Source organism: Streptomyces sp. NPDC003036 (assembly GCF_040611175.1).
GTDB lineage: Bacteria > Actinomycetota > Actinomycetes > Streptomycetales > Streptomycetaceae > Streptomyces.
Map to the genome: position 1 here is coordinate 54,406 of NZ_JBEXNO010000018.1, position 15,758 is coordinate 70,163.

The 15,758-nt window shown below is 72.6% G+C and carries 15 protein-coding genes; 4 read left to right on the top strand and 11 right to left on the bottom strand.

Annotated features, from left to right (window positions below; all coding sequences use genetic code 11):
- The first annotated feature begins 742 nt into the window (after window positions 1-742).
- The 3 genes from ABZX67_RS15615 to ABZX67_RS15625 are packed head-to-tail and all read left to right on the top strand — an operon-like array spanning window position 743 to window position 3,808.
- Window positions 743-1,099: a hypothetical protein gene (locus ABZX67_RS15615; RefSeq protein ID WP_355359803.1), complete on the top strand. Its 357-nt coding sequence runs from the start codon at window positions 743-745 to the stop codon at window positions 1,097-1,099.
- 49 nt (window positions 1,100-1,148) lie between these two features.
- Window positions 1,149-2,966, top strand: coding sequence for a prolyl oligopeptidase family serine peptidase (locus ABZX67_RS15620; RefSeq protein WP_355359806.1), 1,818 nt, complete (start codon window positions 1,149-1,151; stop codon window positions 2,964-2,966).
- A 23-nt stretch (window positions 2,967-2,989) separates the two neighbouring features.
- Complete coding sequence (locus ABZX67_RS15625) at window positions 2,990-3,808, top strand: SURF1 family protein (RefSeq protein ID WP_355359809.1); 819 nt, start codon at window positions 2,990-2,992, stop codon at window positions 3,806-3,808.
- A 37-nt stretch (window positions 3,809-3,845) separates the two neighbouring features.
- Here ABZX67_RS15625 and ABZX67_RS15630 read toward each other — a convergent pair whose 3' ends face one another.
- The 8 genes from ABZX67_RS15630 to ABZX67_RS15665 all read right to left on the bottom strand — a co-directional run bounded on the left by ABZX67_RS15630 (window position 3,846) and on the right by ABZX67_RS15665 (window position 10,801).
- Window positions 3,846-5,045 carry a hypothetical protein gene (locus tag ABZX67_RS15630; RefSeq protein WP_355359812.1) on the bottom strand — a complete coding sequence of 400 codons (1,200 nt, stop codon included), beginning with the start codon at window positions 5,043-5,045 and terminating at the stop codon, window positions 3,846-3,848.
- The gene (locus ABZX67_RS15635; RefSeq protein WP_355359815.1) at window positions 5,042-5,797 is read right to left on the bottom strand and encodes a SigE family RNA polymerase sigma factor; all 756 of its coding nucleotides are present in this window, start codon (window positions 5,795-5,797) and stop codon (window positions 5,042-5,044) included. Before ABZX67_RS15635 ends, ABZX67_RS15630 begins: the two co-directional genes overlap by 4 nt.
- 278 nt (window positions 5,798-6,075) lie before the next feature.
- Window positions 6,076-7,137, bottom strand: a complete 1,062-nt coding sequence (locus ABZX67_RS15640) for an aspartate-semialdehyde dehydrogenase (protein ID WP_355359818.1) — start codon at window positions 7,135-7,137, stop codon at window positions 6,076-6,078.
- Window positions 7,138-7,187: 50 nt separating this feature from the next.
- A complete protein-coding gene (locus ABZX67_RS15645; protein ID WP_031077638.1) occupies window positions 7,188-8,459 on the bottom strand; it encodes an aspartate kinase in 1,272 nt (423 codons plus the stop codon).
- A 298-nt stretch (window positions 8,460-8,757) separates the two neighbouring features.
- Window positions 8,758-9,048 carry a hypothetical protein gene (locus tag ABZX67_RS15650; RefSeq protein WP_355359822.1) on the bottom strand — a complete coding sequence of 97 codons (291 nt, stop codon included), beginning with the start codon at window positions 9,046-9,048 and terminating at the stop codon, window positions 8,758-8,760.
- A 97-nt stretch (window positions 9,049-9,145) separates the two neighbouring features.
- Complete coding sequence (locus tag ABZX67_RS15655) at window positions 9,146-9,805, bottom strand: DUF5063 domain-containing protein (protein ID WP_355359825.1); 660 nt, start codon at window positions 9,803-9,805, stop codon at window positions 9,146-9,148.
- Window positions 9,798-10,397 (bottom strand): recombination mediator RecR, encoded by a 600-nt coding sequence (gene recR, locus ABZX67_RS15660; RefSeq protein WP_023587387.1) that lies wholly within the window; start codon window positions 10,395-10,397, stop codon window positions 9,798-9,800. Before recR ends, ABZX67_RS15655 begins: the two co-directional genes overlap by 8 nt.
- Before the next feature lie 68 nt (window positions 10,398-10,465).
- The gene (locus ABZX67_RS15665) at window positions 10,466-10,801 is read right to left on the bottom strand and encodes a YbaB/EbfC family nucleoid-associated protein (protein ID WP_355359829.1); all 336 of its coding nucleotides are present in this window, start codon (window positions 10,799-10,801) and stop codon (window positions 10,466-10,468) included.
- A 285-nt stretch (window positions 10,802-11,086) separates the two neighbouring features.
- Between ABZX67_RS15665 and ABZX67_RS15670 the strand changes: the two genes are divergently transcribed.
- Complete coding sequence (locus ABZX67_RS15670; protein ID WP_355359832.1) at window positions 11,087-11,803, top strand: SLATT domain-containing protein; 717 nt, start codon at window positions 11,087-11,089, stop codon at window positions 11,801-11,803.
- A 34-nt stretch (window positions 11,804-11,837) separates the two neighbouring features.
- On the opposite strand, the gene ABZX67_RS15675 is transcribed toward ABZX67_RS15670, so the two are convergent.
- The 3 genes from ABZX67_RS15675 to ABZX67_RS15685 all read right to left on the bottom strand — a co-directional run bounded on the left by ABZX67_RS15675 (window position 11,838) and on the right by ABZX67_RS15685 (window position 15,733).
- Window positions 11,838-12,488, bottom strand: coding sequence for a hypothetical protein (locus tag ABZX67_RS15675; protein WP_355359835.1), 651 nt, complete (start codon window positions 12,486-12,488; stop codon window positions 11,838-11,840).
- 102 nt (window positions 12,489-12,590) lie between these two features.
- The gene (locus ABZX67_RS15680; RefSeq protein ID WP_355359838.1) at window positions 12,591-14,996 is read right to left on the bottom strand and encodes a dolichyl-phosphate beta-glucosyltransferase; all 2,406 of its coding nucleotides are present in this window, start codon (window positions 14,994-14,996) and stop codon (window positions 12,591-12,593) included.
- Window positions 14,993-15,733 (bottom strand): GntR family transcriptional regulator, encoded by a 741-nt coding sequence (locus tag ABZX67_RS15685; protein ID WP_355359841.1) that lies wholly within the window; start codon window positions 15,731-15,733, stop codon window positions 14,993-14,995. Before ABZX67_RS15685 ends, ABZX67_RS15680 begins: the two co-directional genes overlap by 4 nt.
- Window positions 15,734-15,758 lie beyond the last annotated feature (25 nt).

Below are 15,758 nucleotides of genomic sequence, written 5' to 3' on the forward strand. Positions count from 1 at the left end.
GCCCCTTCCAGGCCACGCGACACCACTACAGCCCAACGCTTTGATCAGCGCAAATACCAACCGCACTGGCGAGATCAGCAACCGAACCTCGTTCGGGACGAAGAGGTCGTGGGTTCAAATCCCGCCACCCCGACAGCTGAAACACCAGGTCAGGGGCCTGATCCGCGAGAGCGGATCAGGCCCCTGACTGCTTTCTGTCAACGTGAGAGCCGGATTCGGAATCCAGTTCCCGAACATCCCGCTCACAGGCAGCAGCGGGTCCACCATGCGGAGGCAGTCGACACACAGTCGACCGGGACGACTCCGAGCCGTCCACCGAGGGGACACGTCTTGCCAGTGATCAGCGCGGCGCTCCTTGAGATGTCCGGCTGCTCTGATGATTGGTTAGCTACACGGTCGCGTTCTGTCCTTGGGCGCGCTGTGGAGTAACTCGTTCGACTGCGAAGCGAGTTGTCCTTGAGCATCACCGTGTCGAAGCGGTGAGTGCGTCGAAGGGCGGCGTCCACGTCGGCCCCCGCCCCGCAGCCCCCCTCACCCGGTCGGACGCCCCCCGGTCGACGCGCAGCCCCACCCCCCGCACGCTCGGAGGGGAATCACCGGACAGAGAGGGGCGGCCATGAGCAGCCAGGCCGGCGGCGGGCATGGTGGCGGGGGGACCGAGCAGCATGCGTATGCGCATCACGCCGGGCCGCCGGGCGGGGGGCGGGGGTCGCAGCGGAGTGGGTGGGGGTCCGCTGGGGCGATGTTCGCTGGGGTGTTGCTGCTGGTGGAGGGGGTGCTCGGGATGTTGCAGGGCATCGCGGGTATCGCCGAGGACGATGTGTACGGGCGGATCGGCGAGTACGTCTTCGAGTTCAGCGTCAGCGCGTGGGGGTGGATCCACCTGGTCCTCGGGATCCTCGTAGCCCTCATCGGGGCCGGGATCCTCAGCGGGGCGACGTGGGCCAAGGCGAGCGGTGTCGCGCTCGCCTCGCTCGCCGTGATCGCGAACTTCGTCTGGTTGCCCTACCAGCCCGTCTGGGCGGTGATCTCGATCGCGATCGGCGTCTTCGTCATCTGGGCGCTGTGCGCGGAGGACACCCCGCCCGCCGTGCGCTGACCTCCGGGCGCCATGTCCCCGGGCCCGTGGCGTCGGGTTGGATAGGGGCATGACGGATGCACACGCCACGCCCGACTGGGAGCTGCGGTTCCGCGCCCCGCGCGTCTCCCTGCCCGACTGGGCCGAGGACGCCCCCGACCGCGCGCTGTTCACGTCGAACGCGACCGGCACGTACGAGCTGTACGCCTGGGACCGCGCGACCGGAGCGCAGCGGCAGGTCACGGACCGGCCGAACGGTACGACCGACGGCGTGCTGTCGCCGGACGGCGCATGGATCTGGTGGTTCGCCGACACCGACGGCGACGAGTTCGGGCGCTGGATGCGCCAGCCGTTCGGGGGCGGCGACGACGAGCCGGCCGCGCCGGGGCTGGCGGCGTCGTACCCGGCGGGCCTGGCGATCGGGCGGGACGGGACGGCGGTGATCGGGTGCTCCACGGACGAGGAGGGCTCGACGATCCACGTCGTACGGCCCGGGCGGCCGCCCGTGGAGATCTACCGGCACCGGGAGTCCGCCGGGATCGGCGACCTGTCCCACGACGGGACGCTGCTCGCGATCGAGCACACCGAGCACGGCGACGCCATGCACGCGGCGCTGCGGGTGGTCCGGCTGGACGGCGCGGTCGTGGCGGAGCTGGACGACACCAAGGGCGGCACGGAGGAGCTCGGGCTCGCGGTGCTGGGCTTCGCGCCGGTGGAGGGGGACACCCGGCTGCTGGTGGGGCACCAGCGGCGCGGGCGCTGGGAGCCGATGCTGTGGGACGTGGCCACCGGGACCGAGACGGAGCTGGGGCTCGACCTGCCCGGCGACGTATCGGCGGAGTGGTATCCGGACGGGTCCGGGCTGCTGATCGTGCACGGTTTCGAGGCGCGCAGCGACCTGTGGCGGTACGAGATCGCCACGCGCGAGCTGGTGCGGGTGGGGACTCCCGCGGGGTCGGTGTCCAGCGCGACGGCACGGCCGGACGGGACCGTGGAGTACCTGTGGTCGTCCGCCGAGCGGCCACCGGTGGTGCGGTCCACCGCGGGCGGCGTCGTGCTGGAACCCCCGGGCGCGAAGGCGCCCGCGTCGGTGCCCGTGGAGGACGTGTGGGTGGACGGCCCCGGCGGCCGCGTCCACGCGCTCGTGCAGCGCCCCGCGGGTGCCGACGGCCCGCTGCCGACGGTGTTCGAGGTCCACGGCGGCCCCGCGTGGCACGACAGCGACGCGTTCGCCGCGGCGCCCGCCGCCTGGGTGGACCACGGGTACGCGGTCGTACGGGTCAACTACCGGGGCTCGACCGGCTACGGCCGCGCGTGGACGGACGCGCTCAAGCACCGCATCGGGCTGATCGAGCTGGAGGACATCGCGGCGGTACGGGAGTGGGCGGTGGCCTCCGGCCTCGCCGACCCCGCGAAGCTGGTGCTGGCGGGCGGCTCGTGGGGCGGGTACCTGACGCTGCTCGGGCTCGGTACGCAGCCGGAGGCGTGGGCACTGGGCCTGGCCGCCGTGCCGGTGGCGGATTACGTCACGGCGTACGAGGACGAGATGGAGGCGCTGAAGGCGCTGGACCGCACGCTGTTCGGCGGGTCTCCGGAGGAGGTGCCGGAGCGGTACCGGGTGTCGTCGCCGCTGACGTACGTGGACGAGGTCAGGGCGCCGGTCTATATCTCGGCGGGTGTCAACGACCCGCGCTGCCCGATCCGGCAGATCGACAACTACGTCGACCGGCTCGCGGCGCGGGGCGCGGTGCACGAGGTGTACCGGTACGACGCCGGGCACGGCTCGCTGGTGGTGGAGGAGCGGATCAAGCAGGTGCGGCTGGAGCTGGACTTCGCCGCCAGGCACCTGGGGACGCCTGCGCCGGGGACCCCGGCGCCGGGGAAGTGACGGGGTTTCCGTACCGTGGAGGGGTGTACCGGTTCCTGACGACACCCCGCTGGTGGGGGATCAACGTCTTCGTCCTGCTGGCGATCCCCTTCTGCATCTTCATGGGGACCTGGCAGCTCGGCAGGTTCGAGGACCGCGTCGAGTCCCACCAGGAGGCGGAGCGGCGGCCCGACCCGGGCGCGGCGGCGCAGGCCGCCGAGCCGCTGGACGAGCTGCTGCCGGTCACCAAGGAGACGTCGGGCCGCCAGGCGACGGCGACCGGGCGGTACGGGCCGCAGTTCCTGGTGCCGGGGCGCGAGCTGGACGGCCGCACCGGTGCGTACGTGCTGACGCTGCTGCGTACGGACGGCGGCAAGACGCTGCCGGTGGTACGCGGCTGGCTCCCCGAGGGGCGCGAGGCCCCGGCGCCGCCGGCCGGCGAGGTCACGGTGACAGGGGCGCTCCAGGCGTCGGAGAACACCGGCACCAAGGGCGTGCACGCGGCGGGCGGGCTGCCGGCGGGGCAGATCGGCATGATCAGCGCGGCGTCGCTGGTGAACCTGGTGCCGGACGACGTGTACGACGCGTGGGTCACGCTCACCACGTCGCCGTCGGGTCTGAAGCCGGTGCCGGCGACGGCGGCGCAGGGCAGCGGGCTGGACCTGAAGGCGTTCCAGAACCTGGGCTACACGGGCGAGTGGTTCGCCTTCGTGGGCTTCGTGCTCTTCATGTGGTTCCGCCTGTTCCGCCGCGAGGCGGAGGCGGCGCGGGACGCGGCCCTCGGCCTCGCCCCGGAGGACCAGGCCGCCGCCCCGCAAGCCCCGGAGAACCAGGCCCCGCAGGCCTCCGCGACGCGGGGCTGAGGCACCGGGCCCGGCGAGACCCGCCCCCGAGGAGCTGCTACTCCGCGCCCAGCGGCGCTGTGTAGTACACCGTGCCCGCGCAGGCCTTCGGGATCGTGGTCTCCGCGGTCGGGGAGCCCGCGGCCGGGGTGTGGGTGATCGTGACGCTGCCGTCCGCCGGGGTGCCCTCCTCCGTGGCGAGCTGGGGCTGCGTGCCCTCCGGGGCCGTGCCGGTCGAGCCGGTCGAGGCCGTGCCGCCGTCGGCCGAGGGGCTCGGGTCCGGGGACGGGTCGCCGCCCGGCGTCGTCGTCGGGCACGTCTCGCTCGGCACCCAGGCGAACCTGACCTCGTACGCCCCCGAGGGCTTCAGCAGCAGCGCGCCGTCCGCCGTGCCCGGGGCGTCCGGGAGGCCCGTCGCCGCGTCGCCCGGCGTGTGGCGGGCGCGCGTGACCTTCGCGCTGTCGGCCGCGCCGCTCGTCCGGACGCCGATGGTGCCGTCGCCCGCGATCGCGCAGTCGGCGCCGGAGACGTTGGCGATGCGGAAGGTGCCGTACACCTTGCCCTCCGCGTCCGGCTCCCCGGCCTGCGCCGTGGTCACGGCCAGCTGGTCCGCCGCGCACACCGGTGTGCTCGGCGGCACGGGGCGGGTCGGGTCGGCCACGCTGCCGCCGACCGTGCCGTCCGAGGCGCCGGAGACGGACTCCGGCGGCTTCTGGGCGTCGCCTCGGCCGCTGCCTCCGGGCCCGCCCGGGCCCTCGCCGCCGCCCGTGACACCGCCGCCGGGGCCGGCTTCGCCGCCCTCGCCGCCGGTCTCCTCGCCCGTGCCGCCCTGGACCTGCTCGCCGTGCCCGGCGTTGACCGGGCGGTCGTCGGAGGTGCCGCCGGAGCCCGCGACGTGCACGAACGCGGGCACCGCCGTACCGAACAGCAGCGCCGCGGCCGCCATGCCGACGAGGGCCTGCCGCTTGCGGGCCCGCCGCGCCGGCACGGCCTTGCGCAGGTGGTCGAGGGCGCCGTCGGAGGGCCGCAGGTCCTCCACCGCGCCCTGGAGCATCCGGCGCAGGGCCAGTTCGTCGTCCTCGAACGCGTCGGCGCCGAATGCGTCCGCGCCGGAAGCTTCCAGACCGTCCAGGCGGTCGCCGTCGTTCACAATTCCGTTCCCAGTCCGGTGGTCGTTCACGTGCAACGGTCCGTCCGGCCCGTACAGCTCGAACCCGTCCTCGCCCTTGGCGTCCGGGCCCTTGTGCCGCTCGCTCATGCGTTGGCCTCCATGGCGACGCGCAGCGCCGCGATGCCACGTGAGCCGTACGCCTTCACCGACCCGAGCGATATGCCCAGGGTCTCGGCGACCTGCGCCTCCGTCATGTCCGCGAAGTACCGCAGCACCAGCACCTCGCGCTGTCGACGCTGGAGCCCGCGCATCGCCTTGATCAGCGCGTCGCGCTCCAGCTGGTCGTACGCGCCCTCCTCGGCGCTCGCCATGTCCGGCATCGGCTTGGAGAGCAGCTTCAGCCCGAGTATGCGGCGGCGCAGGGCGGACCGGGACAGGTTGACCACGGTCTGCCGCAGGTACGCGAGGGTCTTCTCGGGGTCGCGGACGCGCCGGCGGGCCGAGTGGACGCGGATGAACGCCTCCTGCACGACGTCCTCGCACGAGGCCGTGTCGTCCAGCAGCAGCGCGGCGAGACCCAGCAGCGACCGGTAGTGGGCGCGGTAGGTCTCGGTGAGGTGGTCGACGGTCGTCCCGGCCGCCGCGGTCGCGGCCGCGGCCGTGTTCGCGGCGGCACCCGGCACGCCGACGGTGTCGGCGGCCTCGGAGGCGCCGCGCGGGGACGGTATGCGGGTGGTACGCCTAGCAGCGGGCATCGGCGCGATCACCGGCATGCCGCCGGGCGAACGGCGCTGACGGGGCCGCCGGAGCGGCTGCGCCGGCCCGCCGCCGGGGCGCGGCGGGGCCACGGCCGCGCCGCGGAGCGGGACCACCGCTGTGATGTCGAGTACCTGTGCCACGCCTGTTGGACACGCTTCCCCCCGTCAGGGTTGTACGCGCACGTCACCGGTTTTGACCGTGCGAACGGTGCGTCGATTACCCTCATGCGTACTCGCTCTTCCCCTTTTGCCCGTTTCGCGCGGCAGCGCTTAAGGGGCGACCGCGTAGACGCTTCCCGCCCGACCACCGGTTGCAGCAAGGGGGACAAGCATCGTCGAACATGCCATCGCCCCAGTTCAAGCGGTACGGTCCGAAGACTTGCTCACAGGGCGTTCACAGATCCTATAAAGGCCGGTGGTCAGTCCACCGACAATTCCGCGGCGATGACCTCCGCCACCTGCGCGGTGTTCAGCGCGGCCCCCTTGCGGAGGTTGTCGCCGCACACGAACAGCTCCAGGGCCCGCGGGTCGTCCAGGGACCGCCGTACCCGCCCCACCCACGTGGGATCGGTCCCCACGACGTCGGCGGGGGTCGGGAAGTCCCCGGCGGCCGGATCGTCGTACAGCACCACGCCCGGCGAGGTGGCGAGGATCTCGTGCGCCCGGGCTACTGTCACCTCGCGCTCGAAGCGCGCGTGGACGGAGACGGAGTGCGTGGTCACGACGGGCACGCGCACGCAGGTGGCCGTCACCCGCAGCTCCGGCAGGTCGAGGATCTTGCGGGTCTCGCCGCGCAGGCGCAGCTCCTCGGAGGACCAGCCGCCCTCCTGGAGCGAACCGGTCCAGGGCACCACGTTGAGCGCGAGCGGGGCGGGGAAGGGCCCGGTGTCGTCGCCGACGGCCCGGCGTACGTCTCCGGGGGCGGTCCCCAGCTCCGCGCCGGCGACCCGCACCGTCTGCGCGCGCAGCGTCTCGACGCCCGCGTGCCCGGCGCCGCTGGCGGCCTGGTAGGTGGAGACGACGAGCTCGTCGACGCCGAACTCGGCGTGCAGCGCGCCCACCGCCACGATCAGCGCCAGCGTGGTGTCGCCGGGGCAGGCGACGATCCCGCGCGGCCGCGAGCGGACGCAGTGCGCGTTGATCTCGGGGACCACCAGCGGCACGTCCGGGTCCGCCCGGAAGGCCGGCGAGGCGTCCACCACGACCGCGCCCTTGGCCGCGGCGACCGGCGCCCACTGGGCGGCGACCTCCTCCGGCGCCAGGAACAGCGCCACGTCGACGCCGTCCAGCGCCTCGTCGCCGAGCGCGAGCACCTCGGTCTCCGCCCCGCGCACGGCCAGCTTGCGGCCGGCCGAGCGGGGGGAGGCGACCAGGCGGATGTCGCCCCAGACGTCCGCGTGCTGCGACAGGATCTGGAGCATGACGGCGCCGGCGGCCCCGGTCGCTCCCACGACCGCGAGCGCCGGCTTGCGGGGCGTCATCGCGCCGTCACCACGCGGTCACCCGCGCCGTCACCGCGCCGCCAGGACCGTCACCGGCCCGTGCCTCCGTAGACGACGGCCTCGTCGGAGTCGCTGTCCAGCCCGAAGGCGGTGTGGACGGCGCGGACGGCTTCGTTGACGTCGTCGGCGCGGGTCACGACCGAGATGCGGATCTCGGACGTCGAGATCAGCTCGATGTTCACGCCCGCGTCGGACAGCGCCTCGAAGAAGCCGGCCGTGACGCCCGGGTTGGTCTTCATGCCCGCGCCGACGAGCGAGATCTTGGCGATCTGGTCGTCGTAGCGCAGCGAGTCGAAGCCGATGACGTCCTTGCGCTTCTCCAGGGCGTCGATGGCCTTGCGGCCCTCCGCCTTCGGCAGCGTGAAGGAGATGTCGGTCAGCCCCGTCGACGCGGCGGAGACGTTCTGCACCACCATGTCGATGTTGATCTCGTTGTCCGCGATGGTGCGGAAGATCGCGGCGGCCTCGCCCGGCTTGTCCGGCACCCCGACGACGGTGATCTTCGCCTCGGACGTGTCGTGGGCGACACCGGAGATGATGGCCTGCTCCACCTTGCGGTCCCCTCGCGGTTCGTTGCTGACCCACGTGCCCTGGAGGCCCGAGAAGGACGACCGGACGTGGATCGGGATGTTGTAACGGCGTGCGTACTCGACGCAGCGGTGCAGCAGCACCTTGGAGCCGGAGCTGGCGAGCTCCAGCATGTCCTCGAAGGAGATCCAGTCGATCTTCCGGGCCTTCTTCACGACCCGGGGGTCGGCGGTGAAGACCCCGTCGACGTCGGTGTAGATCTCGCACACCTCGGCGTCCAGCGCCGCGGCGAGCGCGACGGCGGTCGTGTCCGACCCGCCGCGGCCGAGGGTGGTGATGTCCTTCTTGTCCTGGGACACGCCCTGGAAGCCTGCGACGATGGCGATGTTGCCCTCGTCCAGCGCCGTACGGATCCGGCCCGGCGTGACATCGATGATGCGCGCCTTGTTGTGGACCGAGTCGGTGATGACGCCCGCCTGGCTGCCGGTGAACGACTGGGCCTCGTGGCCCAGGTTTTTGATCGCCATGGCCAGCAGGGCCATGGAGATGCGCTCTCCGGCGGTCAGCAGCATGTCGAACTCACGCCCGGCAGGGATCGGAGATACCTGCTCGGCGAGATCGATCAACTCGTCCGTCGTGTCGCCCATCGCCGAAACCACGACGACCACCTGGTGGCCGTTCTTCTTGGCATCGACGATTCGCTTGGCGACGCGCTTGATGCCCTCGGCATCGGCAACGGAGGAGCCTCCGTACTTCTGCACGACAAGGCCCACGTGCGCTCCTCGCTCAGTCCGTTTGCGGTCAGCTCAGTCTAACGAGCGGCCGGGATTCGCCCCTCCGATATCACATGGTGAGATGTCCCGCTCATCTTGCGATCGCACCCGGGGACGGCCCCACAGCCGCTCGGGCTGGCACCTGCCCCTCCCGAGCGGCCGTACGCGCAATGTGGGGCGGGTCACGCGGAGGGTACGTACGCGAGGCCGTGCGCTCCCGGTTCGCCGGACCTGCCCACCTCCAGCGTCGCGACGGCCGTCCGGCGACGAGGAGATCGTCAGCGGGAAAGCGCCCACCTCAAAGCCGCGCGCGCTCCTCGAAGCCCTCGTACACGTGCAGCAGCCCCGGGACCTGGGCGCCCAGCGCCGATCCGCCCGCCGTCACGCGCAGCTCGCCCGCGAGGACCAGCCCGGTGGAGGTGGGGTGCACCGGGAAGACGAGCCCCTCGGTCGGCAGCGTGCGGACGACGGCACCGGTCGACGTGTCGATGACGCGGACTCCGGCGGCCCGGTCGACGAGGCGCTCGCCGCACGCGGCCTGCGGAGCCGGGTCGTCGCCACCGTCCCGAGCTGGACCGCCGCGCTCCACCTGTGCCGCGAGACCGACTGGTGTGCCTGGCCCCCGCCGGGGCCGCCGACGCCTTCGGCCTGCACACGTTCGAGGGCCCGCAGGGCCGTCCGCCGGACTACTTGCTGGTGTGCAGGCCCAGCGGGCCCGCGATCTCCCGGGCCATCACCCGGCCCGCCTCCTCCGCGAGGGCGTCCTCGGCCAGGTCCTCGTCGGTGTCGAGCCCGTCGAGCTCCTCCAGCGGCTGGTCCAGGCGCACGTGGGAGACGAGCGACTGGAGGGCGCGCAGGGTCGCCGAGGCCATCGGGCCCCAGTTGGAGAAGTACGAGAACTGCCACCACCACAGCGCCTCGGTGGTGCGGCCCGCGCGGTAGTGGGCGAGCCCGTGGCGCAGGTCCATGATGATGGCGGCGAGGTTGTCGGAGATCCGGAACGGCACGGGCGCCTTGCGGGGCTCGTACGGGTCGAAGACCTCCGAGAAGACGTCCACCGGGTCCAGCATCGTCGCGAACCGCTCGCGCAGCTCGTCCACGTCCATGTCCGGGCCGGCGTCCGGTTCGTACCGCTCGTCGGGGACGATGTCCTCGTGGGCGCCCAGACGGCCGCCGGCGAGCAGCAGCTGGGAGACCTCCAGGAGCAGGAAGGGCACCGCGCTGTCGGGTTCGTCGCCCTTGGCCACTTCCGTGGTGGCGACGATGAAGGACTCGATCGAGTCGGCGATCTGGACCGCGAAGCTGTCCGGGTCCAGCGTGTGCGCGTGGAGAGTGGCGTCAGACATCGAGGAGTCGTCTCCCTTCGAACGCTCGCCCGAGCGTGACTTCGTCGGCGTATTCCAGGTCTCCGCCAACGGGCAGCCCGCTGGCGAGGCGCGTGACCTTCAGGCCCATGGGTTTGACCATCCGCGCCAGGTACGTCGCGGTGGCCTCCCCTTCCAGGTTGGGGTCGGTCGCCAGGATCAGCTCGGTGACCGTGCCGTCGGCGAGTCGCGCCAGCAGCTCCCGGATCCTCAGGTCGTCCGGCCCGACGCCCTCGATCGGGCTGATCGCACCGCCGAGGACGTGGTACCGCCCACGGAACTCGCGCGTCCGCTCGATCGCGACGACGTCCTTGGGCTCCTCCACCACGCAGATGACGGCGTCGTCCCGGCGCGGGTCGCGGCAGATGCCGCACCGCTCCTCCTGGGCGACGTTGCCGCACACCGCGCAGAACCGCACCTTCTCCTTGACCTCGAGCAGGGCGTGGGCGAGCCGGCGTACGTCGGTGGGCTCGGCCTGGAGGATGTGGAAGGCGATCCGCTGGGCGCTCTTGGGACCGACGCCGGGCAGTCTGCCCAGTTCGTCGATGAGGTCCTGAACCACGCCTTCGTACACGGAAAGCCTCTCCTGGAGTGCTGTGATGCTTACGGTAGTTGCTGGACGGACGACTTAGAAGGGCGGGCCTAGAAGGGCAGGCCCGGCATGCCGCCGAGGCCCTGGGCCAGCGGCCCGAGCTTGGCCTGCTGGAGCGCCTGCGCGTTCTCGTTCGCGGCCTGGACGGCGGCGACGACGAGGTCGGCGAGGGTCTCGGTGTCCTCCGGGTCGACCGCCTTGGGGTCGATGACCAGGGAGCGCAGCTCGCCGGAGCCGGTGACGGTGGCCTTCACCAGACCGCCCCCCGCCTGACCGTCGACCTCGGTGCGCGCCAGCTCCTCCTGGGCGCGGGCGAGGTCCTGCTGCATCTTCTGGGCCTGCTGGAGGATCTGCTGCATGTTGGGCTGGCCGCCACCGGGAATCACGGGCACTCCTGGCATTTCGACGATGAGTATTCGGTATGCCGAGCCTACGTGGTCGCCGGACGGTGCGCCTCATCCATGGGGTGCCACTCCTTCGGGTGAAAAACGGGCGTGCCCGCCACCTGATCAAGACCCTCTTGCGGGCGGAAATACCGGGATTCCAGGCCGTTGACCCCCCATTCGGCGGTAGGAAGAGGGCATGCGCACCCCGCGCACCGTAGGTCACCGCACGTCACGTCATCGATATGTCACGTTGAGCTGTCACGTTGAGCGCAGAGGAGTGCCCCGGTGAGCCAGCCGGAGATGCAGCCCGGGGGCCCCGCCCGGGGGGAGGGCGACAGCCCGGAGGGGTACGGCGGCGATCTGACCGGGCGGCCGTTTCCGCTGGGCGACTGGGGCGAGCCGGCTCAGCGCCTGGACGAGCTGTACCGGTGGGTCGAGACCAACGCGCTCCGCACGGCCGAGTGGTACCTCTCCGACCGCGTCTGGAAGCGCCGCTGCGCGCGGGCCCTGCGCGTCGGTACGGCGCTGGGCGCGGTCGTCGGCGCCGCGCTGCCGCTGCTGGGCCACTGGCAGTGGGGGTACGTCCCCCTGCTGGTCGCGGCGGCGTGCGTGCTCTGCGACCGGTACTTCGGGCTGACGTCGGGCTGGATGCGGGACGTGGCGACGGCACAGGCGGTGCAGCGCCGGCTCCAGGCGCTCCAGTTCGACTGGGCCTCCGAGTCCGTCCGCGAGGTGCTGGGCCCGACGGAGGGCACGGCGAGCGAGGCGGCGGAGCGGTGCCTGGGGGTGCTGCGGCGATTCGCCGAGGACGTGACGGAGCTGGTGCGTACGGAGACGGCGGAGTGGATGGTGGAGTTCCGCTCCGGCTCGGCGCCGCTGGTCCTGCAGTCCACCCTCCCGACCCCGGCCCGGCAGGACGCACCGCCCCTGCCGGGCCGGTTCCCGCTGCCGCCGGGCACCCGCCCGAACATGCCGCGCCAGCGCCCCCCGGAGCCGCGGTAGCCCCCGGGGCGAGCGGAGAGCCGGGGCCGGTCGCTCAGCTGAAGATGATCATCGAGCCCTGCCCCAGGCTCCGCGTCGCCGCCGCGTGCAGCCCGAGCCACACGTGCCGTTCCCGCGCGAAGGGGCTGTCGTCGTACGGAATCGGCCCCGCCGGTTCCTCCAGCGACGTGGGCCGCTCCGGTGGCAGCGGCGCGGCGGGCGGGTTCGCCGGGTCGATGCCGATCGAGGGGGCGACGTACTCCAGCTCCCGCAGCAGCCCCTGGGCCGAGCCGAGCGGCCCGCCGCCCGCGAGCAGCTCGTCGGTGGACAGCGGCGCCGGGAAGTCGACGGGGACGTACGCGCCCGCGTGGTCGTAGTGCCAGACCAGGTGCGACTGCTGGGCCGTCGACTCGAACATCTCCAGCAACTGTTCGTAGTCCCCGCCCAGTTCGTCGACCGGGGTGACGGCGAGCCCGCAGATCTGCAGCAGGTACGCCCGGCGCAGGAAGTGCAGGGCGTCGTAGTCGAACCCGGCGACCGGCGCCACGTCACCCGACAGGCCGGGCATGTAGGCGAAGACGGGCACGGCCGGCAGGCCCGCCTCGCGCAACGCCTTGTCGTAGGCGGCGATCTCTTCCGCGAAGGGGTTGTCGGGGCTGTGGCACAGCACGTCGACGAGCGGGACCAACCACAGGTCACAAGCCAAGGGACACTCGCTCTCCTCACGAAGGGCACGTCAGGACAGTGACGGGCAGGACGGTGACGGCAGGACGGTTCGGGACAGCCACGGAAGCCTAGTTGAGGAGCTTCAGTGCAGGTCCCATACCCACGCACCGGCGATCCGCTCACCAGGTCGCCCCAGAAGCTTGGACACGGTCTCGTAAAGAGCCTCCTGGTTGTACTGCGACGGCAGGACGACCACCCCCGCCCGCCAGTACTCCAGATCCGCCCGGGCCTGCTCCTGCCGGCGCGGGCCGATCGCCGGGACGCGGCCGCTCCAGCGCACCTCCCGCAGGAGGTTGGAGGTGTGGCGCGGCACGGCGCCGTAGATCCCGATCCGGTCGGGCCCGTACGGCCCGTTGAAGTACCCGCCCGGTACCGGGAAGCCGAAGCCGGTCTCGGCCTGCCAGTGCAGCGCGTCCGCGCTGCCCGGGTCCGGCAGCGGCACCGGCACGATCGACTCGCCGGGCCCCAGGTACTGCCGCCAGGCGCCGTACGCGAGGAAGCCGGGCACCGGGGCCCGCTCGCGGACCGGGTACGGCGTGGGCAGGATCGGCAGCAGCGCGAGCGCCACCGCCGCGAGGCCCGCGACCCGGTACGTACGGTTCCGGGAGGCCGCCAGCCGGTCCACGGCGAGGGCCACCAGCATGCCGAGCACCGGTGCGCAGATCATCGCCACGCGCGACTCGATGACCGACTCGAAGAGCGGCTTGTCGGCGAGGAACCGCCACGGCCCGGGGACGATGACGTCGGTGTACGGGATGCGGACGCGCGGGCCGAGGGAGAGCAGCGCCGCGCAGAGCGCCGTGGCGGTCAGCGCCTTCACCAGGGGCCGGCGCCACAGGCGTACGGCGATGGCGAAGGCGAGCGCGACGAGCGGCCAGCCGTAGAAGGCGTTCTGCTCGGTGCGGTTCATGGCGAGCTCGTCCGCCGTGGCCTCGTCGCCGGCGAGCGACCGTCCGGCGAACTCCAGGAAGGCGAGCGGGCCGTTTCCGGCGTTCGAGCCGTGCAGCACGCTGTGGTAGCTCTGCGGGCCGAAGAACTGCCAGTACAGCGGGAAGGCCACCAGCGGCAGGCAGACCGCCAGGGCCACGCCCAGGCCCTTCAGCAGGGGCCGCCACGCCGCCCGTGCCACCTCGCGGTGCGCGAGCGCGTACGCGAGGGCGAAGAGCAGCATGCCGACGGCGGCGAGCAGCAGCGGCTCCTCGCCGAGGAAGATCTGGTACGTCGTGAAGAGCCCGAGCAGCACCCCGTCCCGGACGACCGCCTTCCCCTCGCACAGCCGCAGGGCCCGGTCGATGAGGACCGGCATCATGAAGAGGAGCAGGAAGTTCGGGTGGGCGTTGCCGTGGGAGATCATCGGCGGCGCGAAGGCCGCGAGGGCGGCGCCGGTCGCGGCGGCCCACCGGTTGCGGACGATCCTCCGCGCGAGCAGCCAGTACCAGGAGCAGGCCGTGGCGGCCAGGCCCAGGGTGAGGACGAGGGCCCAGGTGACCGTCGGGCCGAGGGTGAGCGTGACGGGGGTCAGGGGCACGGACAGGCCGAGCATGACCGTGTTGGCCATGAGGTTCACGCCGTCCGGATAGTTCTGGACGGTGGTGAAGAGCGGGTTGCGCAGGTGGGTGACGTTGTCGGCGGTGACCGCGAAGAACCACTCCCACTGGTTCTGGTCCTGACCGGCGTCGGCCAGGTACGCGCGGTCCAGGTCCGCCCACAGTCCCCGGTAGAGGAGGACGGAGGCGAGGACGAAGAGCCCGACCACGGCCAGGTCCGTCCGCCGGACGGAGCGGGCGCGCAGCGTCACGAGTTCGGCCAGCACGCGCGCGTAGTCCAGGGGCGCCACCTTGGAGCCCTCCTGGTGGGACCAGCGCACCGGAACCTCCGCCACCGCCCAGCCGGCCTGCCGGAAGAAGCGCAGGATCTCGACGTCGATCCCCCACCCGTCCAGGCGGGAGTCGGCGAAGGCGGCCCGTGCCTTGTCGCCGTCGAAGAGCTTGAAGCCGCACTGGGTGTCGCGTACGCCGGGTACGGCCACGGCCCGTATGAACCGGTTTCCGAGACGGCCGAGCCATTCGCGCAGGCGGTGCTGGTGGACCTCTATGCGGGAGTCCGGGTGCGCGCGGGAGCCGATCGCGGCGTCCGCGCCCTCGGCGGTGAGCTCCTTGTCGAGCCGGTCCAGCTCCTCGACGGGTGTGGCCAGGTCGGCGTCGGTGACGAGCACGCGGCGCCCGTAGGAGGCGAGGACGCCGCGCCGCAGGGCGTGGCCCTTGCCGCGGTTGTCGAGGCCGGTGATGACGTGGACGCGCGGTTCCTCGGCGGCGAAATCCCGCGCCACGCGCGCGGTGGCGTCCGTCGAGCCGTCGTCGACGACGATGACCTCCCAGTCGCCCCAGCGGCCGGGGTCGGCGCTCAGGTGGGCGCGGATGGCGTCGAGGGTGGGGCGCAGGCGGGCTTCCTCGTTGTACGCCGGGACGACGACGCTGAGGTCGGTCACGGGCGCGCCCGCTCTCGCCCGCCGGGGAGGTCTCGCCCGCCGGGGAGCTCCGGCCCGTCCGCCCCCGCGATGCGCTCCAGGTGGTCGGCCCAGGCCAGCGCGTGCGCGTTGTACGCGTCGATGACGGCCATGACGGCGTCCGGGTCGCCGAGCGTCACCGCGTCCACGAGCTCCTCGTGGCCGCTCCACAGCCAGTCGCACGCCCGCCGGTCGGCGCGCAGGTGGGGCACGGTGAACACCCAGGCCTGCACGCGCAGCCGGTGCAGGAAGTCGGCGATGTAGCGGTTGGCCACGAAGCCGCTGAGCTCGCGCCAGAAGCGCAGGTCGTAGCCGATGAGGATGGCCAGGTCCCCGGCGCGCGCCGCGCGGGACGCCTCCTCCGCCCGGCGCCGTACCGACACCAGGGGGGCGCCGTGCACAGCCTTCACATGGGCGGTCAGGCGCTTGAAGACACCGTCCACGATGAGCGCGCGGGCCTCGACCATGCCCCGGTAGTCGTCGACCGAGAACTGGTGGACGCGGAAGCCCTTGTGCTGGTCGGAGTCGAGCAGACCCTGCGCGGCCAGGTCGACGAGCGCTTCGCGTACGGGCGTCGCGGACACGCCGTACTGCTCGGCGATCTGCTTGACCGTGAATTCCTGCCCGGGTTGCAGACGCCCCGCGAGCACCTCGTCACGCAGCGCGTCCGCGATCTGCTGGCGCAGGGTGTTGCGGGTCACCCCTCCGCTCGCGGGCATGGTTCTGGCCCCCTCCGTCCGGTTC